Consider the following 17,172-nt stretch of genomic DNA (forward strand, 5'->3'; position numbering starts at 1 on the left):
TCGACGTCGGCGGGTCCAACGTCACGGTCGAAACCCGGCACCGGACGCATCCTGTCGATGGTGCAGAACACGGCGTACACGCAGAGCGACAACGGCGGGGCCGGAGCGACCGCGGTGAACTACAGCGCCGACAGCGGGTACGGCAACTCGGGCGGGTTCCAGACCGGGTCGACGTACAAGGTCTTCACACTCGCCGAGTGGCTGGCGACCGGGCACACCCTGTCCGAGTCGGTCCTGATGGGCGAGAGCGAGTTCCAGAACTCCGAGTTCACGAACTCCTGCCAGGAAAAAACCGTCAGCGGCGGGGTCTGGAACGTCTCGAACGCCGAGAAGGTCGGACCGTCCCTGACCGTGCAGGACGCCACCTCCGAGTCGATCAACACCGCGTACGCCCAGATGGGCAAGCAGCTCGACCTCTGCAAGATCGCCGGGCTCGCGAAGTCGATGGGCATCCACCCCGCGGGCGGTGGCGAGCTCACGCAGACGCTGTCCTCGATCCTCGGGGTCAACGACCTGTCGCCGATCGACCTGGCCGAGGCGTACGCCGGCTTCGCCCACGGCGGCGTCGTCTGCACCCCGACCGCGATCGACTCGGTGACGACCTCGACCGGCGAGAAGATCACCCCGACGCCGGCGTCGTGCACGCAGGGCGTCCTCGCGAACGTCGCCGCCACGGTCGACTACGCCCTCCGCGGGGTCCTCACCGGCAAGGGCACGGCGGTGGCCGCGAACCCGAACGACACGGTCGACAAGTTCGCGAAGACCGGGACGACCGACGGCGACGTGCAGAACCTGGCTCGTCGCCTCGACGACGAAGTACACGAACGCGACCTGATCGGCAACGTGCAGGGCCACGTCGGGCTGGCGAACGTCGGCTTCCTGCAGGGCACCACGGGGTACAGCGCGAAGTTCGGCGTCGGCAAGGCGCTCATGGGCTACCTCGACCAGACCGTCGGCGGCGACCCCCTGCCCGCGCCGGACCCGGCGCTCGTCGGCCACGTGGCGGCCTGCGCCGTCGGCCGCGTCGACGGCATCCGGGCAGTCCACGAAGCAGGCCCGGCGTCGCAGACGCAGCAGCCCGCGCAGCAGCAACCCACCCAGCACGGCGGCCACGGCCAGCCGGCGAAGCCGGGCGACGGCGGACCGCCTGGAGGCGTGGTGCCGGTCCCGGAGACCGCCCCGCGCCTCCAGACCGTCGCGTTCTCCACAGGCGCCTCGCGCGTCGTGGGGCACCAATAGACTGGTGGGCATTCCACGAACCGATCGACGGAGCACCATGCTCTGACATCACGAGCGAGCAGGTCGCCCACCTGGCGAACCTCGCACGTATCGCACTCACGCCCGAAGAGATCGAGAAGCTGACCGGGGAGCCTCGCACATCGTCGAGAGCGTCGCCCGCGTCGCCGAGGTCGCCACCCCGGACGTCCTCCGCGACGAGCCACCCGGTGCCGCTCGGCAACGTCACCCGGCCCGATGTGGTCGGGCCGACCCTCACGCAGGAGCAGGCGCTCTCGGTGCACCGGACTCCGACGGTGAGCGGTTCCGCGTGACCGCGATCCTCGGCGAAGAACAGTAGGGCGACAGAACAGTGACCAACGACATCACCCGCCTCAGCGCCGCCGCGCTCGCCGACGCCCTCGTGGCGCGCGACGTGTCGAGCGTCGAGGCCTCCCCCAGGCCCACCTCGACCGCATCCAGGCGGTGGACGGCGACGTCCACGCGTTCCTGCACGTCAACCAGAACGCCCTGCGCGGCGGCGAAGTCGATCTGACTCCTGCCGTGCCGCTCGGCGACGACCTCGGCCCGCTGGCCGGTGTGCCGATCGCCGTGAAGGACGTCCTGTGCACGCAGGACATGCTCGACCACCTCGGGCTCGAAGATCCTCGAGGGGTGGGTGCCGCAGTACGACGCCACCCCGGTCGGCGAAGCTCCGCGCCGCCGGCCTCGTGCCGCTCGGCAAGACCAACATGGACGAGTTCGCGATGGGCTCGACGACCGAGTTCTCGGCGTACGGCCCGACGCACAACCTGTGGGACCTCGACCGGATCCCCGGCGGCTCCCGGCGGTGGCTCGGCGGCCGCGGTCGCCGCGCACGAGGCAACCAGCTTCGCCCTCGGCTCCGACACCGGTGGCTCGATCCGCCGCCGGGCGCCGTCTACCGGCACCGTCGGCGTGAAGCCGGACCACGGCGGGGTCAGCCGCTACGAGCGGACGCGCTCGGCGTTTCCGAGCCTCGACCAGGTCGGTCCGCATCCGCATCGTCCTCGACGCCGCAGCCTGCACGACGTCACCGGCGGCACGACCCCAAGGACTCGATCAACCGACGCCTGCCGTCGATGGCCGCTGCCGCGAGGGCCTGCAGGGCCGACGTCGCGCTCCGCGTCGGCGAGAAGAGCCGTCGCGGCGAGGGTCGGCATGGCGTCACGGCGCTTCCAGCGAGACGGCTATCCCGAGTCCGCCGGGGCCCAGGTCGTCGAGATCGACGCCCTCGCTCGCGTACGCGATCAGCGCCTACTACCTGATCCTCCCGGCCGAGGCGTCGTCCAACCTGGCGAAGTTCGACTCGGTGGCGCGCTTGCCTCCGCGTCACGCCGGAGAACGGTGCCACGTGTCGGTGATCGCCGGGCTGCTGCATGCGAGGCCGGCTTCGGCCCCGAGGTGAAGCGTCGCATCATCCTCGGCACCTACGCCCTGAGCGCCGGCTACTACGACGCGTACTACGGCTCGGCGCAGAAGGTCCGGACCCTGGTGCAGCGCGACTTCACGGCCGCGTTCGAACAGGTCGACCTGCTCGTCAGCCTCGCCGGCGCCGACGACCGCGTTCCCCTGATCGGTGAGCGCATCGACGACCCGCTCGCGATGTACCTCAACGACCTCACGACGATCCCGGCCAACCTGGCGGGCGTGCCCGGCATGAGCATCCCGAACGGCCTGCAGCTCAAGGACGGCCTGCCGACCGGGGTGCAGCTGATGGCCCCGCAGCGCGAGGACGCCCGGCTCTACCGCTACGGCGCGGCACTCGAGCGCCTGCTCTGCGGCGGACACCCTGCCCATCGACAGCATCCCGGACCTGACCAGAGCCGGTGGCCCGCCGGCAGTGGCTGCGTGATCTGATGGCGCAGAAGGACGCGCTGATGGACTTCGACGAGCACCTCGGGCGTACGAGCCGGTCCTCGGTTTCGAGGTCCACGTCGAACTCGCGACGAAGACCAAGATGTTCTCCGAGCGCGCCGAACTTCGGTGGCGAGCCGAACACGAACGTGACCCCGGCCGACCCCGGGCTGCCCGGGTCGCTGCCGGTCGTCAACGCGCAGCATGCGCTGATCCAGCTCGGCCTCGCGCTCGGCTGCTCGATCGCCGAGTCCTCGCGGTTCGCCCGGAAGAACTACTACTACCCGGACAACCCGAAGAACTACCAGATCTCGCAGTACGACGAGCCGATCATGTACGAGGGCGAGGTCGAGGTGGAGCCTGCTGACGGCACGATCGCAGCGATCCGATCGAGCGCGCCCACATGGAAGAGGACGCGGCGGTGCTGACCGCTGGTCGGCGGCGCCACCGCCGCATCCAGGGCGCCGAGTACTCGCTCGTCGACTACAACCGCGCCGGAGCGTCCCGCTGATCGTCGAGATCGTCAGCCAGCCTGATCGTCGGCGCCGAGCACCGGGCCCCCGAGCCTGGAGCGGCCTACGTGCAGGTCATCCGCGACCTCGTCCGGGCGCTCGGCGTCTCGGAGGCCCGCATGGAGCGCGGCAACCTGCGCTGCGACGCGAACATCTCGCTGCGTCCCCGCGGGCAGGAGAAGCTCGGCACCCGCACCGAGACGAAGAACGTCAACTCGTTCCGCGCCGTCGAGCGTGCCATCCGCTACGAGATCCAGCGGCAGGCCGCGATCCTCGCCGACGGCGGCACGATCACGCAGGAGACCCGGCACTGGCACGAGGACACCGGTCGCACCTCGGCCGGTCGTCCCAAGTCGGACGCCGACGACGAAGGCCTGAGCCTGACCTTGCTCTCGTGGTACCGGACCCGGCCGTGATCGAGGAGCTCCGGCGTCAAGCGTCGAGGTCTGCGGCGCGCCGTCGTCGGCTCAAGGGGACTGGGGGTTCGCCGACCTCGAGTTCCAGGACGTCGTGAACGGCGGGCTGCTCGACGAGGTCGAGGCCGTGGCCGCCGGAGCGGCACCGCAGGCCGCCCGCAAGTGGTGGACCGGCGAGATCAGCCGTGTCGCCAACGCGCAGGACGCCGCGCTCCAGCACCCCGTGTCGCCGCAGCACGTCGCCGAGGTCATCGCGCTCGTCGAGTCCGGTGACCTGACCGACCGTCTGGCGCGCCAGGTGCTCGAGGGCGTCATCGCCGGCGAGGGTTCGCCGGCCCAGGTCGTCGAGGCCCGCGGGCTCAAGGTCGTCTCCGACGACTCGGCCCTCACCGCCGCCGTCGACGGTGCCCTTGCGCCCAGCCCGACGTGCTGGCCAAGATCCAGGACGGCAAGGCGGCCGCCGGAGCCATCATCGGTGCCGTCATGAAGGCCATGAAGGGCCAGGCCGACGCGGCTCGCGTCCGTGAGCTGGTGCTGGAGCAGCGCACAGCAGTCGTAGACGGACCTGACGGACGGGGAGGCACGGTGCTGCTGGCACCGTGCCTCCCGTCCAACCTGGGACGCGTCAGCAACCCGGTGACAAGATGAGTCGTGTCCGCAACGATCCGCGCCATCGGTACCGCCAACTCCACGAGGACGCTCGAGCAGGCGGGCGGTCCAAACCCACCCGTCCGCAGCCTGACCTCGGCCTGCCGGCCGCCGACTTGTGCCCGCCGCCTTCGACGCGTCCGCCGTCGAGCGCCTGCACACCGTGCTCGACGAGTTCGACGCCTCGCGTCCGGCCGGCGCCTTCCGCGACGACGCGGGCGTCCTCCGCTCGCCGTCCACCCCGGCACGCGCAACGACCGGTACCGCGAACTCGCTCCGCCGCTGTTCGTCGCCGCCGCACAGGACGCCGCAGCGCAGGGCATCGATGCGACGTCGATCACCCACGTCACCGTGTCGTGCACGGGCTTCACGCAGCCCGCCGACCTCGACATCGTCCGCATCCCGGCCTTCGACCTGACCGTCTTCCGCCAGCACATCGGGTTCATGGGGTGCTGCGCGGCCTTCCCGGTGCCCGCCGACGCCTTCGCTGCTCTCGGACCCGGACGCCGTCGTGCTCGTGGTGTGCGCCGAGCTCTGCACCCTGCACGTCCGCGCCTCGGACGACCCGGACCAGATCGTCGCCAACAGCGTCTTCGGGATTGCCGCCGCGGTCGTCGACGGCGGACGGCCCCGGCCTGCGGATGGACGACTTCGCCACCACGGTCGTGCCCGAGGGCGCGTCGGAGATGGGCGTGGATGACGGGCGACGAGGGCTTCGAGATGGTCCTCAGCACCGCGGTCCCGAAGCTCGTCGGCGCGACCGTCGCGCAGGCCGTCGGACCGCTGCTGCCGGCCGGGGGAGCCGCGGACATCCCCGTGTGGGCCGTGTATCTCGGTGGTCGAGCGATCCTCGACCGGACGCAGGACGCCTCGGCCTGACCGACGCGGCGATGGGTCCGAGCCGTGCGGTCCTCCGCGACCACGGCAACATGTCCAGCGCCACCGTGCTGTTCGTCCTCCGGCAAGACCGACGAGGTGTCGACGACGGCACACTGCCGTCGCCCTCGGCAGCTCGGACCCGGTCTGACGGTCGAGGCGGCACGGCTCACCGCGGTCGGGACGACCCCCGCGGACCGCGGCGTCGGCGGTGACCACGGCGGAGGACCGCACCGACGTCCTCGCCGCCGCGACCGCAGGGTGTCGTGAGCCGGCCCGTCGGACCCGACCCGCGCCTCCCGGTCGACCTGACCCGGCGCGCCGTCAGACTGCGCGAGCTGATGGACGAACCGGACTGCGATCCCCAGGCGCTGCGCGCGGACGTCCTGGCGGTTCGCGCTCGTGAACGCGCTCGTCAGCGGTTGGCGGGCCGTGGCGGACCCACGTGGCTCCTGCGCTGCCGGCGGACGCCGCGGGCGCGTGCTCGACCTCGGGTGCGGTGGCGGCGACTCCCTGCCCGGGCGACGCCGGGCGGCGGCCGACGGGTTCGACGTCGAGGTCGTCGGGCTCGACCTGGACCCGCGGCGATTTGCCGCGGCGACCCGGTCGACCACGCGCGGCGTCACGTTCCGCGAGCAGTCGAGCGGCACCGGCCGCGGCCGGGGAGCGGTTCGACGTCGTCGTGTCGAACCGCCACCACCTCGGCGACGACGAGCGGCACGAAGCCCTCGCCGACTCGGAGACGCTCGCGGTGAACCGGAGCCTGCACTCGGACATCCGACGATCGACCGAGGCGTACCGCGCCTACGCGCTCGGAGCGGCCTTCGTCGCGGCGGTGGGCACGTTCGTGCGGGTCGACGGACTGCGGTCGATCCGCTCGTTCACGCTGCTGCCGGAACTGCGCGAGGCGCTGCCGACCGGGCGGCGTGCGGAGCAGGCGGCCCTGCACCGGGTGCTGGCGATCCGCGACGCCTGAGGTCGCCCGGTCCGGTCACCGGGTCGGCTAGCGTCGGGGCATGGCCCTCGATCCGCCGCACCGCGTCGCGGTCCTCGCGCTCGACGGGGCGAAGCTGCTCGACGTCGGGATCCCCGCGCAGGTCTTCTCGAACCGGCCGAGCATGCCGTACGAGGTGCGGGGTGTGGCCACGGCCGGCTTTATCGCCGGTGGTGACGGGCTTGCGTACGCCAAGGGTCGACCATCAGCTCGACACGCTGGAGTGGGCGCAGACGGTGTTCGTGCTCGGCTACCGGTACCCGCGGACACGCCGCCGCCGGCCGACGTCGCGGCGCTCGCGCGGGCACGAGCGCGGCGCGCGGATCGCGGCGATCTCGACGGGAGCGTTCGCGCTCGCGGCCGCCGGGCTCTCGACGGATGGCGGGCGACGACGCACTGGCACTACACGCGGGTCCTTCCGCGACGGTACCCCGACGTCGACGTCGACGAGGACGTGCTGCTCGTCGACGCCAACCTGTCCTGACCAGCGCCGGGGCGGCGAGCGGCATCGACCTGTGCCTGCACATCGTGCGGCAGGACCACGGCGTCGCCGCCGAACCACGTGGCACGCCGGCTGGTGAGCGCGCCGTACCGGAGTGGCGGGCAGGCGCAGTACGTCCCGCGGAGCATGCCCGAGCCGCTCGGCGACGTCTTCGCCGAGACCGTGGAGTGGGGCGCTCCGGCACCTCGCCGAACCGCTGACGCTCGACGTGCTCGCCTGGAACGCGACGAGGTCGCCGCGGACGTTCTCCCGCCGCTTCGTCGAGGAACACCGGGTACACGCTGATGCAGTGGGGTGCTCCGTGCTCCGGGCCGACCCTGGCAGCGGGAGCTGCCCGAGCGCTCCGACCTCGGGATCGACCAGGTGGTGGAGCGCGCCGGCCTCGGGTCGGACGCGAACCTGCGGACGCACTCTCCGGCGGATCCTCGGCGATGTCGCCGACGGCGCGTACTCGCCGGACGTTCCAGGACTGAGGCGACCGTCGCCCTGTTGGCGAGATCCTCTCCGGGCGCTGGCTTCCCTGCCACTGGAGCCGCGCCGCCAGGCCGATGAGCATGGACTCCGGAACGAAAGGAAGTCCCATGACCTGCATCGCCATCAACGGCTTCGGCCGCATCGGCCGCAACACCCTCCGCGCGCTCCTCGCCCGCGGCGGTGAGGACCTCGAGGTGGTCGCCGTGAACGACCTCACCGCACCCGACACGCTCGCACACCTGTTCGGCTACGACTCGGCGCTCGGCCCGCTCGACGGCACCGTCGAGGTCGACGGCGACACGCTCGTCACCGACGTGACGGCGCACCACGGTGCTCGCCTCGCGCGAACCCGCGGAGCTGCCGTGGGCCGAACTCGGCGTCGAGGTCGTGCTCGAGTCGACCGGCCGGTTCACCGCGCGCGACGCCGCCGCCGGGCACCTGACGGCGGGCGCGCGGCGCGTGGCTCATCAGCGCGCCGGCGACCGGGGCCGACGCGACCATCGCCTACGGCGTGAACACCGACGTGTTCGACCCTGCTGCGCACACGGTGATCTCGAACGCGTCGTGCACGACCAACGCGCTCGCACCGTCCTCGGCATCGGTGCTCGACGACCTCGCCGGGATCGAGCACGGCTTCATGACGACCGTGCACGCGTACACCCAGGAGCAGAACCTGCAGGACGGACTGCACCGTGATCACTCCGCCGTGCGCGGGCCGCCGGCGTGAACATCGTGCTCGACGTCGACTGGTGCCGCGAAGGCGCGATCGGGCTGGTGCTGCCCCGCCTCGAGGGCAAGCTGTCCGGCGACGCGATCCGCGTGCCGGTGCCCGTCGGGTCGCTGGGTCAAGCTGAACACCGTCGTGTCATGGTCCGTCACCGTGGACGAGGTCAACGCGGCGTACCGTGCCGCCGCCGCGGGGCCGCTCGCCGGGGTGCTGGCGTTCACGGTGGACCCGCTCGTGTCGACGGACATCACCGGGCGGCCGGAGTCGAGCATCTTCGACTCGCTGCTCACCCGGGTCGACGAGGGGCGTGCACGAAGGTCGTGGCCTGGTACGACAACGAGTGAGTTGAACCGCGTGGTGGACACGCTGGGGATGCTGGCACGGGCCTGTAAAGCGGCCGCGGGCTTGCGGTTGCCGGCGTTTCGCGCTGAGCGACAGTTCACGGGCTCGAAGCCGCGTGAAGTGTCGCTCAGCGCGAAACGCGGGCGGGGCCGGCGGCCGCGGGCCGAGGGCCGCGGGCCGCGTCAGCGGATCGCGGCGGTGGTGGACGCGAAGGAGCGGGAGCGCACGGCCTCATGGTAGCGCTCGGAGCGCCACCTCGCCGGCACCGACGGACTCCAGCGCCGCCAGCCCCGCACCGAGCACCGGGGGATCGGTCACCCAGGTCGGCACGGCGCCCGGCACCCGCGAAGCGAGCCCCGACACGATGCGGTCGACGAGCATCGGGTCCCGCGCCGCGAGCACCTCGCCGCCGAGCACGACCGGCACCGGCGACGACGCCGACCCGCCGAGCCCGAGCCGACCGAGCGACACCGACGCCAGGAGCACGATCTCCTCGGCCTGCCGTTCGACGACGCCCGTCGCGACGGCGTCTCCCGCTCCGGCGACCTCGAACAGCACCGGGCAGAGCCGGTTGAACACGCGGTAGTCGAGGCGTCCGAAGTGGATGGCCTCGGTCACCTCGCGGACGGTGCCGAGTCCGACCGCCGCCGGGGACCGCCTCCACGAGCGCCGTCGCCGGCCACGCCCGTCGTCCGCGCGCGCTGCGCCAGAGCGCACGGTTGCCGAGGTACGCGCCGCCGCCCCAGTCGCCGGAGACGTCGCCGATCGCGGGGAACCGCGCGGTCTCGCCGTCGGCCCGCACTGCGAGGGCGTTGATCCCGGTCCCGCACACCACCGCGGCGGCGTCCGGCGACAGCGTCCCGGCCCGCAGCAGCGCGAACAGGTCGTTGTCGAGCACGTCCGGGGCGCCGCCGTCCTCGTCCCAGTGGGTGAGGGCGGCCTCGGCCGCGACGAGTTCGTCGTGCAGGTCGAGTCCGGCGAGGTACACGTGCGTGGTGCGGATGCGCCGGTCCCCGAGCTCGCCGAGGACCAGGTCACGGACGTCGTCGAGGATCGGTCCGGCGAGGTCCCACCCGCGCGTCTGCGGGTTCGACCCCGGTCCGTGCGCGCGTTCGACGAGCGAGCCGTCGAGTCCGATCGCGACGACGTCGGTCTTGTTGCCGCCGCCGTCGACGGCCAGGACCACGTCGGTCGCGTCCGTCGGGCCCGGCGCGGCGGGCCTGGAGGCGCGGCTGGGTTTCCGCCCCGTCGGTCCGGCTCAGCGCGCCCACGTCAACTGCTCCGATCGCGTCCACGGCAGGTGCTCTCCGCGTTCGCGGCCAGGAGCAGGTCGGTGAGTTTCTCGGCCTTGTCGACCTGACCCACGAGCGGGTGCGCCCACATCGCGCGGAGCACCCGGTCGCGCCCACCGTGCACGGCAGCGTCGAGCGCGAGCCGTTCCATAGGCAGCGACGTGCGACACGAGGCCGACCATGTCCTCGGCGAGCGGGGCCACCGGCAGCGGGGTGATCGCCTGCCGGGTGACGCGTGCCGGCACCTCGATGACGTGGTCGTCGGGCAGGAACGTGGAAGGTGCCGTCGTTCCGGACGTTGAGCACCTGCACGTCGCCGCGGTCGCCGAGGATCAGAGGACAGCACGTCGATCGCGGCCTCGAGCAGTACGGCCACCGCGCTGCTCGATGTTCGACCGGCTCGTGGACGACCGACTCGTCGGCGTACTTCGCCAGGAGCGCCCGCTCGGTCGCCATCACGGCCTCGGCGCGGGTCGGCTCGCGGAGCTGTTCCTCGAGCACGATGTCGTGCGAGTAGAAGTACTGCAGGTAGTACGAGGGGACCGCGAAAAAGCAGGCGGATGAGGTCCTCGTGCATGTGCACGCCCTCGGCCATCCGGGCCAGGGCGTCGCCCGGCGCGAGCAGCTCGTCGAGCACGTCGCGCGTGGTGCCGTCGGCGCCGGTGACGTGCACGCCGCGCTCCCAGGTGAGGTGGTTCAGGCCGACGTGGTCGAGCCGCACGTGGTCGGGGGCGACGCCGAACTCCTTCGCGAAGCGGCGCTGGAAGCCGATCGCGACGTTGCAGAGCCCGACGGCGCGGTGCCCGCCTCGAGGAGCGCACGCGTGACGATGCCGACCGGGTTCGTGAAGTCGACGATCCAGGCGTCCGGCTTCGCGTGCTTCCGGACGAGCTCGGCGTACTCGAGGACGACGGGCACGGTGCGCGGAGCGCCTTCGCGAAGCCACCCGGGCCGGTGGTCTCCTGCCCGATGCAGCAGCCTCGTGCGGCCAGGTCTCGTCCTGCTGCCGTGCGGCCTGCCCGCCGATGCGGAGCTGGAACATCACCGCGTCGGCGTCGCTGACCCCGGCGACGACGTCGTCGGTCACGTGCACGGTGCCCGGGTGCCCGGCGTGCGCGAACATTCGCTTCGCGACACCGCCGACCAGCTCGCGCCGGACCGGGTCGGGGTCGACGAGCCAGAGTTCGTCGATGGGCAGCTGGTCGCGGAGCCGGGCGAAGCCGTCCACGAGTTCGGGGGTGTAGGTGGATCCGCCACCGATGACTGCGAGTTTCACTGTGGTGCTATCCCTTCACGCCGGTGAGCGCGATGCCCTCGACGAATGCCTTCTGTGCGAAGAAGAAGATGATGACGACGGGGACCATGACGACGACGGTCATCGCCATCGTCATCGACCAGTCGGTGCCGTGCTGCCCACGGAACGTGGCGAGCCCGTAGGCCACCGGCCAGGCGGCCTGGTTCTCGGAGGCGTAGAGGAGCGGGCCGTAGTAGTCGTTCCACGAGTGGAAGAACATGAAGATCGCCGCCGACGCGATGCCCGGGCGGGCCATCGGGACGACCACGCGCCAGAGCACGCCCCACTCGCAGCAAGTGCCGTCCATCCGGGCGGCGTCGCCGTACTCCTTCGGGATGGTCATGAAGAACTGGCGGAGCAGGAAGATGCTGAACGCGTCGCCGAGCAGGTTCGGCAGGATCAGCGGCCACAGGGTGCCGGTCAGGTGCAGGTGCGACCACATCACGTAGACCGGCACCGCGGTGACCTGCGGGGGCAGGAGCATCGCGACGATGATCACCGTGAAGATCAGGTTCGCGCCCTTGAACTTGATCTGGGCGAGGGCGTACGCGGCCGGCACGGAACTGACGAGCATGAACGCGGTGGCGAGCACGGCGTACATCGACGAGTTGCCGAACCACCTGCGCGAGCGGCAGCTCGGTGAACACCCGCCCGTAGTTCGACAGGTCGAACGGCCGCGGCAGGATCGACGCCGTGAGGGCCTGGTTGCTCGACATCAGCGAGGTCAGGATCACGAACACGATCGGCGCGATGGTCAGGACACCGAGCGCCACCAGCGCGGCGTGCTCGGCGATCCAGACGAGGGTCCGGCCACGGGGGCTTGCCGGTGCGGGGTGCGGAGCCCCGGGGTGCCCGAGCGAGCGGGGACTGGGAGACGGCGGTCATCAGGACTCCTCCGGTCGGAACACGCTGATCCGGCGCATCGTGAAGACGAGCACCACGGCGGTGATCACGAACAGGACGACGGCCATCGCGGACGCGTAGCCGAACTGGAAGTTCGCGAACCCGTGCTGGTAGAGCAGCTCGGTGTAGGTGAGCAGCGACGTGCCCGGGTAGCCGAGCTGTGCAGCGGTCCCACCACCGATCGTCGCCTTGCCGCTCGCGACGCCGGAGGCCACCGCGGCCTCGGTGAAGTACTGCAGCGCCGCGATCACGCCGGTCACGGCCGCGAAGCCGATGACCGGTGCGATGGTCGGCAGCGTGATGTGCCGCACCTGTTGGACGCCGTTCGCACCGTCGAGCGACGCGGCCTCGTACAGGTCGCGCGGCACGTCGAGCAGGGACGCCAGGAAGATGATCAGTGATGTCGCCCATGACCCAGACGCCCATGATCACGAGCGAGGGCTTCGACCACGCGGGGGTCATTGAACCACAGCGGGCCCTCGATCCCGAAGACCTTGAGGATCTGGTTGACGGCCCGGTGCCGGGGTTGAACAGGAACACGAACGCGACGACACTCGCCACCGGCGGGACCAGGGCGGGCAGGTAGAACAGCGTGCGCCAGAACCCGGTCGCGGTCTTCGCGCGGCTGAGGAGTCCCGCCACCAGCAGGCCGCAGACGATCCGGACCGGCACGAGGATGACGACGAACCACAGCGTGTTGACGACCGCGGGGCCGATCTGCGGGTCCTGCGTGAACAGGAACTGGTAGTTCAGCAGCCCGACGAACTCCGGCTCCTGTAGCTGGTTGTAGCGCGTGAACGAGTAGAAGATCGACGCGACGAGCGGGTACGCGAAGAAGATCACGAGGCCCGCCAGGGCCGGGGCCAGCATCGTCAGCGCGACCAGGCGGCGGCGCGACTCGGCGGACCGCGGCCGACGTCGAGCGGCCGTCGGGGGCACTGGACCGGACCCCGTCGGGTTCGCGGGCCGGGAGGCATCGGGCGAGCCGCGCCTCCCGGCCGGTCGTCTTGGTGGTGACGCTCATCACGGACCAGCCAGCTGGTTCGCGTTGTCGATGTCCGAGTCCAGCTTCTTGAGCTTCGCGTCGAGGTCGCCGCCGTTCTGCTGGTATGCCTGCCAGAACTTCTCGTGAAGGTGCCGATGTAGGCGGCGCCGTCCGCGGTGCCCGGCGAGGTCATCGTGTCCTTGTTCCCCGCGACGCCGACGAAGGTCTTGTAGTTCGCGTCGACCTCGAGGTCGGGCGATTCGAGGGCCGAGGTGAGCGTCGGGATGTTCTTCAGGCCGTTGCCCATCGTGACCTGCGCGTCGGTGTTCGTGGACAGGTACTTCAGGAGCGCCCACGACAGCTCGGGGTTCTTCGAGCCCTTCGCGATGCCCGCCACGTTGCCCGCGATGTACGTCGAGCCGTAGTTGCCGAGGCCGTCCATCACGGGTGTCGGCGCGGTGCCGTAGTCGAGGTCCGGCTTCTGGTCCTTGATGAACGCGGTGCGGTACTCACCGTCGATCTGCATCGCGACCTGGCCGGTCTGGAACGCGTTGTCGGCGGCGAACTCCTGCCCGAGGCCCGACGTGAAGGCCTTGAGCTTGTCGTACCCGATCTCGTCGACGAAGCCCTTCTGCCACGTGATGAGCTTCTTCCAGGCGGCGGACGTGCCGATCTCGCTGTTGCCCTTGCTGTCCAGCCACGAGCCGTCGACCATCGGCGCCCAGTGCTCGGGAGAGTTCTCGTAGAAGTCGATGAGCGGGTTGAACCCGAGCTGCTTGATCGACCCGTCGGCGTTGTACGTCGTCAGCTTCAGCGCGTCGGCCTTGAGCTCGTCGAGCGTCTTCGGCGGTGCCGAGATGCCGGCCGTCTTCAGCGCGGCCTTGTTGTACATCAGGGCGCTCACGTCGGCGAGGGCCGGCAGCGTGCACCGGGTGCCCTTGTACTGCGTGTACGACTGCACGGCCTTGGGGATGTCGGACAGGTCGACCTTGTCGCGCTTGATGTACGGCGACAGGTCACGGAAGGCGCCGGAGGAGCAGAAGCTGCCCACGATCGCCGTCGAGTAGGACAGGCCCACGTCGATGTTCTGCCCGGACGAGATCGCCTTCTGCAGCTTCTCGTCGTCCTGGCCGGCGTGGATGTCGACCGTCACGCCGGGGTTCGCCTTCTCGAAGCCGGCGACGGCGCTCTTCACGACACCCGCCTCGCGTCCGGTGAAGAAGTGCCAGAGGGACACCGTGCCCTTGAGGTCCTTCGGGGCCTTGTCGGCGACGTCGGCCGCACTGCTGCCGGAGCTGCAGCCGGCGACGACGAGGGCGCCGGCGGCGGCGATGGCGGTGGCTGCGGCGATGCGCCGGAGCTTCGGACTGGGGAGTGACATGCGGAACTCGCTCTCTGATCTCGCTCCGGTGCGGGCCGCGTGCGGGCGCGCCGAAGAGCCCTCGGACAGGGCTGGGGTGGAGGTGCCTCGAGTGGTGCGGGTGGGACTCCGTCGTGCGGAGTCGTTCAGGGGCGCTCGACGGGGTCCGGCGCGGGCGCATCGTCGCTGATGCGTTCGAGCCGGTCCGCGAGCGCGGTGCGGACGACGTCGATGAGGACGTGCCGCGCACCGTGCAGGACGGGGGTGTCGGGGACGCCGGGTGCCACGACGGCGGTGGACCAGCGGGTGCGGGTCCGGAGCCAGGCGGTCACGGCGGCGGCCAGGGCGGGTCCGCCCGCGATGCCGGTCGGGCCGTGCAGCACGACCGTCTCGGGATCGGCGACGGCGAGGGCGGGGAGCACGTTGTGCCCGACGCGCTCGCCGAGGGCGGCGGTGAAGGGGTGCTGCTCGGGGAGCCCGGGCAGTTGCGGGAGCACCTGGCGCCAGTCGGCTGCGGTGCCGTCCGGTGCCGTGATCCCGTGCTCGGCGGCCAGGGCGACGATCGCGGGCTCGGAGATGAGGTCCGCGACGATCGTGGCCGTCGGGTCGATGGAGCGTGCGTCGGCGGGCACGCTGAGGTAGCCGATCTCGCCGGCGGCACCGGACGCGCCGGTGTGCAGGTGGCCGTGCAGGTCGAGGGCCATGCCGAGGCCCTCCGCCATCCAGAACAGCGCGAAGCTCTCCGGGGCACGGCCCGCGCCCATGTTCCGTTCGGCGATGGCGGCGAGGTTCGCGTCGTTCTCGATCACGACGCGGACGCCGAGCGCCTGCGAGAGGGTGGCGGACACCTGGTCGCGGGGCCAGCCGGGCAGGCCGTCGGTGAAGATGAGGGTGTCGGTGGCGTGGTCGACGCTCGCCTGCACGCCGACGGCGACCGCGGTGACGAGCTCCGGGTCCACGTCGGCCGCGGCGGCGGCGCGGGAGATCGCGGCGGCGACGATGTCGGCGCCGGGCGCGCACAGTTCGTCGGGGGACATGGTGTGCGTCGCCACCGGGAACGTGCGGCCGGCGGCGTCCACCACGGTCGAGCGGACGTCGACGAGCTGCACGTCGACCGCGACGCCGAGGTCGCGGTCGGTGATCGCCTCGTACACGACGGCGCTCGGGCCGCGGCGGCCGGCCTGGGAGGCGGTGCCGGCTTCGCGGATGAGGTCGGCGGACTCGAGCCGGCGGATGATCTCCGCAGCGGTCGGCTTGCTGAGCCCGGTGCGCTGCGCGATCTCGTTGCGGGTGAGCGGGCCGTCGTCGAGCAGGAGCTCGAGGGCGGCCCGGTCGTTGAGGACACGGAGCAGCCCGGGCTGTCCGGGGGTGCGTCCTCGTGTGGTCATGTCGAGGACTGTAACGGACAACCTTCTTTACTGAAAGGTTTGTTTACCGATTCGAAACACGCGTTCTGCTGCGCGAAACGTGGGGCTGTGGCGGCGGGGCTGGATCGCGCGCGGTGTGGATGCCGTCGGCTCGCGTCACGTCGTTTTGCGCTCACCGACACCTCACGGACACGACGGCGCGTGAGGTGTCGGTGACCGCGAAAACTCGCAGGCCCGCGGCCGCAGCGCGCGCACGCCCACGCCCACGCGGCCGCAGCGCGCGCACGCGCAGCGCGCCTACGGCCGCAGCAGCACCTTGATCGCCCGGCGCTCGTCCATCGCCCGGTACGCCTCGGCGGCCTCGTCGAGCGGCAGCTCGAGGTCGAACACCCGCCCGGGGTCGATCGCCCCCGACAGCACGTCGGGCAGCAGCTCCGGGATGTACTTCCGCGCCGGAGCCATGCCGCCCGCGATCGCGATGTTCGTGTCGAAGAGGTAGCGGGTCCCGATCGTGGGCACCCCGTGCGGGACCCCGACGAAGCCGAGGTTGCCGCCGGCCCGCACCGAGTGCAGCGCCTGGTCCATGCTCTCCTCGGTGCCCACGGCCTCGACCGCGCAGTCCGCCAGGTCGCCGCCGAGGAGCTCCCTGATCGCCGCGACCCCGGCCTCGCCCCGGTCCGCCACGACGTCGGTCGCGCCGAACTCGCGGGCGAGCGCCTGCCGGTCGGCGTGCCGGCTCATCGCGATGATCCGCTCGGCACCGAGCCGCTTCGACGCGAGCACGGCCGACAGCCCGACCGCCCCGTCGCCGACCACGACGACGGTCTTGCCCGGCCCGACCGCGGCGGAGACGGCGGCGTGGTGGCCGGTGGAGAAGACGTCGGACAGCGTCAGCAGGGACGGCACGAGCGCCGGGTCGACCGGGCCGGGCACCGCGACGAGCGTCGCGGCGGCGTCCGGGATCCGGACGTACTCGGCCTGCGCACCGCCGACCGGATCGCCGTAGGCGTCGTCCGCGCCGAAGCCGGACAGGTGGTCGCAGCCGGTGGTCATGCCGTGGCGGCAGTGCCTGGCAGGTGCCGTCGTTCATCGTAAAGGGGGAGATGACGAAGTCGCCCTCGTGCAGCGTGGTGACGTCGTCCCCGACGGCGACGACCTCGCCGACGAGCTCGTGCCCGATCGGGCGGGGCCGCTTCGTCTCGGTGACACCGCGGTACGGCCAGAGGTCCGACCCGCACACGCAGGCCGCGACGACCCGGACGACGACGTCCTTCGGGGTGATGATGGTGGGCTGGTCACGGTCCTCGACGCGGATGTCGTTCGGGGCGTGGATGATCGCTGCGCGCAAGAGGGGTGCCTTCCGTCGAGA

At 71.5% G+C, this 17,172-nt stretch carries 16 protein-coding genes and 5 pseudogenes; 13 read left to right on the plus strand and 8 right to left on the minus strand.

All coding sequences use genetic code 11. The features are described from left to right. The first annotated feature begins 57 nt into the window (after nucleotides 1-57). The 13 genes and pseudogenes from ACZ8AI_RS13695 to ACZ8AI_RS13755 all read left to right on the plus strand — a co-directional run bounded on the left by ACZ8AI_RS13695 (nucleotide 58) and on the right by ACZ8AI_RS13755 (nucleotide 8,842). On the plus strand, nucleotides 58-1,239 hold the full coding sequence (locus ACZ8AI_RS13695; RefSeq protein ID WP_464858671.1) for a penicillin-binding transpeptidase domain-containing protein: 1,182 nt from the start codon (nucleotides 58-60) through the stop codon (nucleotides 1,237-1,239). A gap of 23 nt (nucleotides 1,240-1,262) precedes the next feature. After that, nucleotides 1,263-1,576: pseudogene (gene gatC, locus ACZ8AI_RS13700) on the plus strand (Asp-tRNA(Asn)/Glu-tRNA(Gln) amidotransferase subunit GatC). Between the two features lie 12 nt (nucleotides 1,577-1,588). Beyond that, nucleotides 1,589-1,771, plus strand: a complete 183-nt coding sequence (locus tag ACZ8AI_RS13705) for a hypothetical protein (RefSeq protein ID WP_464858672.1) — start codon at nucleotides 1,589-1,591, stop codon at nucleotides 1,769-1,771. 350 nt (nucleotides 1,772-2,121) lie between these two features. Then, nucleotides 2,122-3,114 (plus strand): annotated as a pseudogene (locus ACZ8AI_RS13710) (amidase family protein); the annotation flags it as partial. After that, nucleotides 3,114-4,591 (plus strand): annotated as a pseudogene (gatB, locus tag ACZ8AI_RS13715) (Asp-tRNA(Asn)/Glu-tRNA(Gln) amidotransferase subunit GatB); the annotation flags it as partial. The pseudogenes ACZ8AI_RS13710 and gatB, both read left to right, overlap by 1 nt. Nucleotides 4,592-4,690: 99 nt before the next feature. Further along, complete coding sequence (locus ACZ8AI_RS13720) at nucleotides 4,691-5,566, plus strand: type III polyketide synthase (protein WP_464858673.1); 876 nt, start codon at nucleotides 4,691-4,693, stop codon at nucleotides 5,564-5,566. An 11-nt stretch (nucleotides 5,567-5,577) separates the two neighbouring features. After that, on the plus strand, nucleotides 5,578-5,778 hold the full coding sequence (locus tag ACZ8AI_RS13725) for a hypothetical protein (protein ID WP_464858674.1): 201 nt from the start codon (nucleotides 5,578-5,580) through the stop codon (nucleotides 5,776-5,778). 467 nt (nucleotides 5,779-6,245) lie between these two features. Further along, nucleotides 6,246-6,539 (plus strand): class I SAM-dependent methyltransferase, encoded by a 294-nt coding sequence (locus ACZ8AI_RS13730; protein ID WP_464858675.1) that lies wholly within the window; start codon nucleotides 6,246-6,248, stop codon nucleotides 6,537-6,539. 40 nt (nucleotides 6,540-6,579) lie between these two features. Then, nucleotides 6,580-7,041 (plus strand): type 1 glutamine amidotransferase family protein, encoded by a 462-nt coding sequence (locus tag ACZ8AI_RS13735; protein WP_464858676.1) that lies wholly within the window; start codon nucleotides 6,580-6,582, stop codon nucleotides 7,039-7,041. Nucleotides 7,042-7,119: 78 nt separating this feature from the next. Then, on the plus strand, nucleotides 7,120-7,344 hold the full coding sequence (locus ACZ8AI_RS13740) for a hypothetical protein (protein WP_464858677.1): 225 nt from the start codon (nucleotides 7,120-7,122) through the stop codon (nucleotides 7,342-7,344). Between the two features lie 296 nt (nucleotides 7,345-7,640). Next, nucleotides 7,641-8,048, plus strand: a complete 408-nt coding sequence (locus ACZ8AI_RS13745) for a glyceraldehyde 3-phosphate dehydrogenase NAD-binding domain-containing protein (protein ID WP_464858678.1) — start codon at nucleotides 7,641-7,643, stop codon at nucleotides 8,046-8,048. Beyond that, nucleotides 8,045-8,260, plus strand: coding sequence for a hypothetical protein (locus tag ACZ8AI_RS13750; RefSeq protein ID WP_464858679.1), 216 nt, complete (start codon nucleotides 8,045-8,047; stop codon nucleotides 8,258-8,260). The genes ACZ8AI_RS13745 and ACZ8AI_RS13750 overlap by 4 nt, the downstream gene beginning before the upstream one ends. A 153-nt stretch (nucleotides 8,261-8,413) precedes the next feature. Continuing rightward, nucleotides 8,414-8,842: a hypothetical protein gene (locus tag ACZ8AI_RS13755; RefSeq protein ID WP_464858680.1), complete on the plus strand. Its 429-nt coding sequence runs from the start codon at nucleotides 8,414-8,416 to the stop codon at nucleotides 8,840-8,842. Here ACZ8AI_RS13755 and ACZ8AI_RS13760 read toward each other — a convergent pair. The 8 genes and pseudogenes from ACZ8AI_RS13760 to ACZ8AI_RS13795 form a co-directional block, all read right to left on the minus strand. Next, nucleotides 8,730-9,788: a hypothetical protein gene (locus ACZ8AI_RS13760; protein WP_464858830.1), complete on the minus strand. Its 1,059-nt coding sequence runs from the start codon at nucleotides 9,786-9,788 to the stop codon at nucleotides 8,730-8,732. The genes ACZ8AI_RS13755 and ACZ8AI_RS13760 overlap by 113 nt on opposite strands. A gap of 72 nt (nucleotides 9,789-9,860) precedes the next feature. Continuing rightward, nucleotides 9,861-10,139 carry a hypothetical protein gene (locus ACZ8AI_RS13765; RefSeq protein ID WP_464858805.1) on the minus strand — a complete coding sequence of 93 codons (279 nt, stop codon included), beginning with the start codon at nucleotides 10,137-10,139 and terminating at the stop codon, nucleotides 9,861-9,863. Between the two features lie 794 nt (nucleotides 10,140-10,933). Next, nucleotides 10,934-11,170 (minus strand): annotated as a pseudogene (locus tag ACZ8AI_RS13770) (family 4 glycosyl hydrolase); the annotation flags it as partial. Nucleotides 11,171-11,177: 7 nt separating this feature from the next. After that, nucleotides 11,178-11,747, minus strand: a complete 570-nt coding sequence (locus ACZ8AI_RS13775) for a carbohydrate ABC transporter permease (RefSeq protein WP_464858681.1) — start codon at nucleotides 11,745-11,747, stop codon at nucleotides 11,178-11,180. Next, complete coding sequence (locus ACZ8AI_RS13780; RefSeq protein WP_464858831.1) at nucleotides 11,696-13,030, minus strand: carbohydrate ABC transporter permease; 1,335 nt, start codon at nucleotides 13,028-13,030, stop codon at nucleotides 11,696-11,698. Before ACZ8AI_RS13780 ends, ACZ8AI_RS13775 begins: the two co-directional genes overlap by 52 nt. After that, nucleotides 12,964-14,457, minus strand: a complete 1,494-nt coding sequence (locus tag ACZ8AI_RS13785) for an extracellular solute-binding protein (protein WP_464858682.1) — start codon at nucleotides 14,455-14,457, stop codon at nucleotides 12,964-12,966. The genes ACZ8AI_RS13780 and ACZ8AI_RS13785 overlap by 67 nt, the downstream gene beginning before the upstream one ends. Before the next feature lie 125 nt (nucleotides 14,458-14,582). Next, nucleotides 14,583-15,824, minus strand: a complete 1,242-nt coding sequence (locus ACZ8AI_RS13790; protein WP_464858683.1) for an ROK family transcriptional regulator — start codon at nucleotides 15,822-15,824, stop codon at nucleotides 14,583-14,585. Nucleotides 15,825-16,100: 276 nt separating this feature from the next. Continuing rightward, a pseudogene (locus ACZ8AI_RS13795) lies at nucleotides 16,101-17,151 on the minus strand (alcohol dehydrogenase catalytic domain-containing protein). Between the last annotated feature and the right edge of the window lie 21 nt (nucleotides 17,152-17,172).

The organism is Curtobacterium sp. AC273, from assembly GCF_979253735.1.

What these genes read in the sequence shown, in the direction of transcription:
- ACZ8AI_RS13695 (WP_464858671.1), top strand. Translation starts at nt 58, where the DNA reads ATGGTGCAGAACACGGCGTACACGCAGAGCGACAACGGCGGGGCCGGA.
- ACZ8AI_RS13725 (WP_464858674.1), top strand. Translation starts at nt 5,578, where the DNA reads ATGGGTCCGAGCCGTGCGGTCCTCCGCGACCACGGCAACATGTCCAGC.
- ACZ8AI_RS13735 (WP_464858676.1), top strand. Translation starts at nt 6,580, where the DNA reads ATGGCCCTCGATCCGCCGCACCGCGTCGCGGTCCTCGCGCTCGACGGG.
- ACZ8AI_RS13745 (WP_464858678.1), top strand. Translation starts at nt 7,641, where the DNA reads ATGACCTGCATCGCCATCAACGGCTTCGGCCGCATCGGCCGCAACACC.
- ACZ8AI_RS13785 (WP_464858682.1), bottom strand. Translation starts at nt 14,457, where the DNA reads ATGTCACTCCCCAGTCCGAAGCTCCGGCGCATCGCCGCAGCCACCGCC.
- ACZ8AI_RS13790 (WP_464858683.1), bottom strand. Translation starts at nt 15,824, where the DNA reads ATGACCACACGAGGACGCACCCCCGGACAGCCCGGGCTGCTCCGTGTC.